Raw genomic sequence first — 7,442 nt, forward strand, 5'->3', positions numbered from 1 at the left:
CGGTCGGTCTTATTCGCGATGCGAGCATCGCTTCCCACAGGGCCCAAAGAACGATAGGTTTTTTGTGGGAAGCTATGCTTGCATCGCGAATAGAGTATTGGACTGCGGGCACTGATTCCATCAATTAGCTTTGGCATGGAACGCGTTGTTGAACTTTCCACGTTTCAACGTTCAACTATTCCCCGCCTGACGTGCCAGTTCCCGGGCAATAACTATCTGTTGGATCTGGGTAGTGCCTTCGTAAATGCGGAACAGGCGCACATCGCGGTAGAAGCGTTCCACCGGATAGTCCGCCATGTAGCCTGCGCCGCCGTGAATCTGTACGGCGCGATCGGCCACCCGGCCTACCATTTCAGAGCAGAACAGCTTGCAGCAGGAGGCGTCCAGGCTGACCCGTTCTCCCCGGTCCTTGCTGCGGGCGGCTTCCAGTACCATGGAGCGGCCGGCGAAGGCTTCTGCCCGGGAGTCAGCCAACATGGCCTGAATCAGCTGGTGCTCGATAATGGGTTTGCCGAACTGTTGGCGTTCGGCAGAAAAATTCACCGCGTCCTCGATGAGCCGGTAGGCAACGCCCACGCAGATGGCTGAAATATGCAGCCGGCCCCGGTCCAGCACTTTCATGGCGGTTTTGAAGCCCTTGCCTTCCTGCCCACCGATGATGTTCTCTGCGGGCACACGACAGTTTTCAAAAATGATGTCGCAGGTGTGGGCGCCTTTCTGGCCCATTTTCACGTCCGCCTTGCCGCGGTGGATGCCGGGGGTGTCGCCATCGACGATAAAGGCGGTAACGCCGCCACCGCCAGGGATATTCGGGTTGGTGCGCGCCATCACGGTGAAAAGGCCGGCGTGGGGGCCGTTGGTGATGAAACGCTTGGTACCGTTGAGAATATAGTGGTCGCCGTCTTTTTCGGCACGGGTTTTCACTGCGCCGGAGTCGGAGCCCACGTCCGGTTCGGTCAGGCAGAAGGCGCCGATCACGTCCCCGGTAGCGAGCTGGGGAACGTATTTTTGTTTCTGTTCGTCGGTGCCATCAATCAGGATGCCTTGGGCGCCAATGCCATTGTTGGTGCCCATGAGGGAGCGAAACGCGGGGGAGGTGCGACCCAGTTCAAAGGCCACCATTACTTCCTCTTCCATGGTCAGCCCGAGTCCGCCAAGCTCTTCCGGAATCGACAGCCCGAATAGCCCCATGGCCTTCATATCGGCGACAATGTCATCGGGGATGGCGTCACTTTCGGCCACTTGCTGTTCGGCGGGAACGAGGCGTTCGCGCACAAAACGGGCAATGGTGTCGGTCAATTGAGAGAGAATTTCGGCATCACGAATCATGGCTGGGTCCGGCGGTAGCATTGGGTCTTTTGGGGACGTGACCGCGAGGCGAATCACTTGCATCGCACTCTGTCACGGCCTATTCTGCTCGTCAAGTTTTCAAAATAACATTCCGCACAGCGGACGAACTTGCTGCGGCACGCTTCAAGCTGCACGCAACAACGCGGTGGAAGCCACAGGGTTTGGCGACCTTTTTGCTCGCGACCAACAATGACTCGTGAGCGCGGCCGTGACGCCTGGTCGAGGCCGTTTACGCGTTGCTGCGTGTTGCATGGAGCATGCTGCACATTCGGAGAATGCTTATGCTTGATGCCTATATTTACGATGGTCTGCGCACTCCCTTTGGCCGCCATGGTGGCGCGTTGGCGCCGGTGCGGCCGGATGATTTGCTGGCCGGGGTGATCCGTGAGCTAGTGCAGCGCAACGGGTTCGAGCTGTCTCGCTACGAAGACGTGGTGATCGGCAATACCAACCAGGCCGGTGAAGATGCCCGTAACGTGGCCCGCCATGCCGGGTTGCTGGCAGGGCTGCCGGAATCCGTGGCCGGAATCACCGTTAACCGCTTGTGCGGCAGTGGCCTGGCGGCAACGCTGGATGCCGCGCGCATGGTTTCCGTGGGTGAAGGTGATTTGATCGTTGCCGGTGGCACGGAATCCATGAGCCGCGCGCCCTTCGTCATGGCCAAGGCGGAAAAAGCGTTCAGCCGCGACATGACGATTTTCGACAGTACTATTGGTGCCCGTTTCCCCAACCCGAAAATCCTCAACCAGTTCGGTGCCGATACCATGCCGGAAACCGCCCAGAACGTGGCGGACGATCTGGGCATTAGCCGCGAGGAAGCGGATGCCTTTGCGGCACGCTCCCAGCAGCGTTATGAGGCAGCCAGAGAGCGCGGTTTCTATCAGAAGGAGATCCTGCCGGTCATTGTTCCCCAAGGCCGCAAGAAAGAGCCGCTGACGGTGGCAGACGATGAGCATCCCCGTGCTGGCACCACTGCTGAAAAATTGGCAAAACTGCCTGCTATCGTTGAGGGTGGCATCATTACCGCAGGGAATGCATCAGGCATAAATGACGGCGCGACGGCGCTGATCATCGGTTCCCGTGTTGCCGGTGACGCGGCGGGCATTGCCCCCCGCGCACGGATTCTAGCCGGCGCCGTGGCCGGTGTGGCGCCCCGGGTCATGGGGCTGGGGCCGGTGGAAGCCTGCCGCAAGGCACTGGGCCGGGCCGGACTGACGCTGGACCAGATGGATGTAATCGAGATTAACGAGGCATTCGCCGCCCAAGTATTAGGCTGTTGCAAGCAGCTGGGCCTGGCCGGGGATGATGAACGCCTGAACCCGAATGGCGGCGCTATTGCCGTGGGTCATCCACTGGGTGCCTCCGGCGCCCGTCTGGCCCTCACCGCCACGCGGCAACTGGAGGCCACTGGCGGTCGCTATGCGCTGGTCAGCCTGTGCATTGGCGTGGGTCAGGGCGTGGCTATGGTGATTGAAAGGCAGTGACCAACATAGTTGACAGTGGACAGTTGAAAGTTGACAGCTAAAACCAGCCCAATTTCTTGGTGTTTCGCTGTCAACTTTCCACTATCAACGCTCAACTTACTGAACATGATTTGGCTGAGACATTGACGATGCAAAACTTTATCTGGAGCGATCCATTACTGCTGGAAACCCAGCTCACCGAAGACGAGCGCATGATCCGTGATGCGGCCCATGATTACTGTCAGAGCAAACTGATGACCCGGGTGCTGGAAGCCAACCGGCACGAGATTTTCCACCGGGACATCATGACGGAAATGGGGGAACTCGGCTTTCTCGGTCCCACCATTCCTGAGCAGTATGGTGGCGCCGGGGTGAACCATGTGAGCTACGGCCTGGTGGCCCGGGAAGTGGAGCGGGTGGACTCCGGTTACCGTTCAGCCATGAGTGTGCAGTCGTCCCTGGTGATGTTCCCTATCTACACCTTCGGTAGCGAAGCGGTGCGGGAGAAATACCTGCCGAAGCTTGCCACCGGTGAATGGGTGGGCTGTTTTGGCCTGACCGAGCCGGACCACGGTTCTGACCCGGGCTCCATGAGTACCCACGCGAAGAAAGTGGATGGCGGCTATGTGCTAAATGGCGCCAAGACCTGGATTACCAATTCGCCGATCGCAGATGTGGCGGTGGTATGGGCCAATCTGGATGGCAAAATTAACGGCTTTGTGGTGGAGCGGGGCTTTGACGGCTTCAGTACCCCGAAGATTGAAGGCAAGTTTTCTTTGCGGGCGTCGATCACCGGGCAGATCATGCTCGATGACTGCTTTGTGCCGGAAGAAAACCGGTTGGACGTGGAAGGCCTGAAAGGGCCGTTCAGTTGCCTGAACAAGGCGCGCTACGGGATTAGCTGGGGCGCCATGGGGGCGGCGGAATTCTGTTGGCAGGCAGCTCGCCAGTACACCCTGGATCGCAAGCAGTTTGGCCGCCCGCTGGCGGCCACCCAGCTGATTCAGAAAAAGCTGGCTGACATGCAGACCGAAATTACCCTGGGCCTGCAGGGGGCGTTGCAGTTGGGCCGGTTGATGGATGCGGGAAACTGGTCACCGGAAATGGTCTCGCTGATGAAGCGCAACAATTGCGGCAAGGCTATAGATATCGCCCGCCAGGCCCGTGATATGCACGGCGGTAATGGCATCAGTGATGAATACCATGTGATTCGCCATGTGATGAACCTGGAAGCGGTGAACACCTACGAAGGTACGCACGATGTCCATGCGCTGATCCTGGGACGGGCGCAGACCGGCTTGCAGGCCTTCGGCTAAGTGAACTCTGCCACTCTTGCCCTGAAGGTCTGCTTGAGGGGCAGGGTGGCAGTGGCGAACCGGATAGAGGGAAAGGAAAGTGGCCTGTTATATGCACGGCTGTACCAGGGTGTCACCCTTGGTAACGTGTGGGTGCCCCAATTTTGTACACAGTTTTTTGTCAATGCTCTTTTTCTGCAGAAAAAAATGACAGCTACGTTAAATAGCCATAAAAAATAGCGTAACACGCTGATTTTAAATTAAAAAAATCATTGATCAAAATTTAATCATGTCGTCCAGAGACGTGATTTTTGGGTGATGTTGCCATGTTTTCTACCGGCTATGCACAGGGTTATCCACAGGATCTGTGGAAAAAGTCTGCCAGTCCCAAGGGCGTGGATGCGTCATAGACCGAAAACACAGGTTCGTTATGTCAGATATATGATTTATCTGGCGCTTTTGCACAAGTTGATCGTTCCCGCCGTTTTGCTGACCGGGTCAAGCCTTTTCTGTGATCAGTGTAAAAAAACACCAATAAGTCACTGAATAATCAATACTTTACGATTCGTGTAAAAATGAAGCAGTTTGCGTAAAGGACGGAATGGCGGGCCCTACAGCGACTTTTCGTCAGGTTGTTCACAAAGTTGTCCACAGCTTTTGTGGAGTAATCCCCAGCAGAGAAAAAAATCGCAACAGTCTTGACGTTTGGCAATGGATCAGGACGTGGCCGGCCCTGGTGAAAAACCATGCAAGTCGCTGTAACCTTTGCCACCACTGGCTTTCAGGGGGTTATCCGGCGTTCGTTAACAGTTTTATCCACAGATGCCGTGGATATAAAACGGGGTGTGGGTAACCTTGGGTTAAGGAGGGTGGGGCGAAACAAGGGCCTTATGGTGGCATTCAGTGATGAGCCGAATGCAGATAGCTGACGTTTTATTCAGGCCCTGACTTGACCAGCTCGCTGCTATATTTTGCTTCGTGTATGGCCTGGATATTCCCGGCAGGCATACCGCAATAGCGACGGCCTCTCGGGCCCGGTGGTTTTGGTCGTGTCATTCTGCGTGGCACGTTCAGGCAACTCCAGAACCAAAAAAGGCGCCGTTAAGGCGCCTTTCTTGTGCTTCGGTGTCGGTATTACCTAGAAGCGATACTCACCACCGTCGATGCCGTTTTGCGTGGCTTCATCCAGTTGCTGGTAGCAACTCTCGCCAGGTAGCAGCGCGTAGACGGCGTTGCTCTGCTGGCTCAGGTCGTACTTCTGTTCCTTGAGCTTGTTTTTCTGGTGCTTGAAGGTGCCAGTGGTTTCCATGGCTTCTTCGTTGATACGCAGGAAAACAGGAATGGCGTAAGGCGGCAGCTCTCGCTTCAGGTAGTCACACAGGCCCTGGAAATCAAAGTCGCTGTGGTTGCCGGTCAGGCGGATCTGGCCCATGCCGGCACGGCCGTTGGTGTTGGGGATTTCCACACCATAGACCACGGATTCCTGAATGCCGTCGTAGCCATCGAGAATCTGTTCCACTTCGGTGGTGGATACGTTTTCGCCTTTCCAGCGGAAGGTATCCCCCAGGCGGTCCACGAACTGGGCGTGGCGGAAACCGATGTCGCGCATCATGTCGCCGGTGTTGAACCAGGCATCACCCTTGGTGAAGACATCACGGTAGATGGACTTCTCGGTCTTTTCCGGGTCGGTGTAGCCGTCGAAAGGCGTCTTTTCGGTGATTTCGCCCAGCATCAGCCCGGATTCGCCTTTGCCGACCTTGATCATGTGACCTTTGCTGTCACGCACCGGCTCGTCACGCTCTTTGTCGTATTTGACGATGGCGTAGCTGACCGGGGAGAACCCTACGGTGTTGTCGAAGTTGAATACGTTGGTGAAAGCCACGTTGCCTTCCGAGGAGGCATACAGCTCGACCACACGATCAATGCCGAAGCGGTTCTTGAAGTCTTTCCAGATGCTCGGGCGCAGGCCGTTACCGACAATGGTATGGACCTTGTTGTCCTGATCGTTGGGCTTTTCCGGCTGCTCGTGCAGATAACGGCACAGCTCGCCCACATAGCCGAAGGCGGTGCAGTTATGGCGGCGGATGTCTTCCCAGAAGCCACTGGCGGAGAATTTGCGCGCAATGACAATGGAGCCGGCACTGGCGATGACCGATGCCCAGCAGATCACCATGCCGGTGGCGTGGTAGAACGGCAGGGTGGTGTAAATGCGGTCGTCCTTGGTCAGGCGTACGGCGGAGAAGCCGAAGCCGCCATAGGCTTTTTCCCAGCGGCCGTGGTTGAAGACCACGGCTTTGGGCAGGCCAGTGGTACCGGAGGTATAAATGTAGAACAGCGGGTCGCGCAGGAAGGTCTGCTTGCTGGACGCCGGGTTCTCGCTGGAGCAATCGCGGCTTTCGCTGGCCAGGTTCTTGTAGCCGGCCGGCGCTTCACCGGGGTCGTCCAGGGTGTTCTGGTCGGCAAAGAAGAAAAAGTTGTCTTTCAGATCCAGATCACCGCGGATGTCTTCCACGGCATCGATCAGCTCTTCGCCAACGATGGCAGCTTTGGGTTTCACCAGATTGAAACTATGGATCAGTACCTTGCCGCGCTGGGATGTGTTGATCAGGGCCGCACACACACCGAGTTTTGCGCAGGCGAGGACCGCAGCCAGCAGCTCGGGACGGTTTTCCACGTTGACGGCAACGGTGTCGCCTTTTTTCAGGCCGATGGAGGCCAGGTAGTCTGCCAGGCGGTTGGCCCAGGCGTTGAACTGCTTGTAGGTAAGTTCTGTGTCCTGGTAGATCACGGCAGCGCCATTCGGGTTCATGCTGGTGGCGCGCTCGATAGCAACGCCCAGCCCCAATGGCTTGCTGGTGTCAGTGATTTTCGCCATCTTCGAGCCCTTGATCAGGCCGGGAAGATTGGTGATTACCTCTGGAACCTTGGACAGAAGCTTGGGCAACGTGATGATGTCGGCGTTGCTCATAGGATCTCCATTGTCTGTGTTCTTGGAAGGCCCGGAAAAGCCCGTAGCCCAGTGTTGGCAAGCGGGCGCTTACCTTAACCGTAGCACCAGGGCAGGGCAAGCACCCTGCCCGGTGGCAGTGCCCGGGGAAATCGGAGGGGGCCGTTTTGGCCCGATCTGCCCGGCGCGGATTATTGGATCACAGCGGAGTGTCCTTCTCCGTGGGAAAATTGTCACTGACCGAATGTGACGGGGGTTACTCCGCTGCATCCGGGGTGACAGTAACCAGCAATTGCTGGCGTTTTACCTGGCTGCCCACGCTGAGATCCAGTACTTCAATGGTGCCGTCGCAGTCTGCTTTGAGGCTGTGTTCCATTTTCATGGCTT

5 protein-coding genes are annotated in these 7,442 nt (G+C 57.0%); 2 read left to right on the plus strand and 3 right to left on the minus strand.

Annotated elements, in window-relative coordinates; all coding sequences use genetic code 11:
* Positions 1 to 171: 171 nt before the first annotated feature.
* The gene (locus A3730_RS14965; RefSeq protein WP_063520195.1) at positions 172 to 1,329 is read right to left on the minus strand and encodes an acyl-CoA dehydrogenase family protein; all 1,158 of its coding nucleotides are present in this window, start codon (positions 1,327 to 1,329) and stop codon (positions 172 to 174) included.
* 302 nt (positions 1,330 to 1,631) lie between these two features.
* On the opposite strand from A3730_RS14965, the gene A3730_RS14970 reads away from it, so the two are divergent.
* Together A3730_RS14970 and A3730_RS14975 are read left to right on the plus strand one after the other, a co-directional pair.
* The gene (locus tag A3730_RS14970; RefSeq protein WP_063520196.1) at positions 1,632 to 2,834 is read left to right on the plus strand and encodes a 3-oxoadipyl-CoA thiolase; all 1,203 of its coding nucleotides are present in this window, start codon (positions 1,632 to 1,634) and stop codon (positions 2,832 to 2,834) included.
* 128 nt (positions 2,835 to 2,962) lie between these two features.
* Positions 2,963 to 4,129: an acyl-CoA dehydrogenase gene (locus A3730_RS14975; protein WP_063538341.1), complete on the plus strand. Its 1,167-nt coding sequence runs from the start codon at positions 2,963 to 2,965 to the stop codon at positions 4,127 to 4,129.
* Between the two features lie 1,117 nt (positions 4,130 to 5,246).
* Here A3730_RS14975 and A3730_RS14980 read toward each other — a convergent pair.
* The gene (locus tag A3730_RS14980) at positions 5,247 to 7,076 is read right to left on the minus strand and encodes a long-chain-acyl-CoA synthetase (protein WP_063521100.1); all 1,830 of its coding nucleotides are present in this window, start codon (positions 7,074 to 7,076) and stop codon (positions 5,247 to 5,249) included.
* A gap of 235 nt (positions 7,077 to 7,311) precedes the next feature.
* The gene (locus A3730_RS33080) at positions 7,312 to 7,437 is read right to left on the minus strand and encodes a hypothetical protein (protein WP_369819083.1); all 126 of its coding nucleotides are present in this window, start codon (positions 7,435 to 7,437) and stop codon (positions 7,312 to 7,314) included.
* Positions 7,438 to 7,442: the final 5 nt, after the last annotated feature.

It is taken from the genome of Alcanivorax sp. HI0044 (genome assembly GCF_001634945.1).

What these genes read in the sequence shown, in the direction of transcription:
- A3730_RS14980 (WP_063521100.1), bottom strand. Translation starts at nt 7,076, where the DNA reads ATGAGCAACGCCGACATCATCACGTTGCCCAAGCTTCTGTCCAAGGTT.
- A3730_RS14965 (WP_063520195.1), bottom strand. Translation starts at nt 1,329, where the DNA reads ATGATTCGTGATGCCGAAATTCTCTCTCAATTGACCGACACCATTGCC.
- A3730_RS14970 (WP_063520196.1), top strand. Translation starts at nt 1,632, where the DNA reads ATGCTTGATGCCTATATTTACGATGGTCTGCGCACTCCCTTTGGCCGC.
- A3730_RS33080 (WP_369819083.1), bottom strand. Translation starts at nt 7,437, where the DNA reads ATGAAAATGGAACACAGCCTCAAAGCAGACTGCGACGGCACCATTGAA.
- A3730_RS14975 (WP_063538341.1), top strand. Translation starts at nt 2,963, where the DNA reads ATGCAAAACTTTATCTGGAGCGATCCATTACTGCTGGAAACCCAGCTC.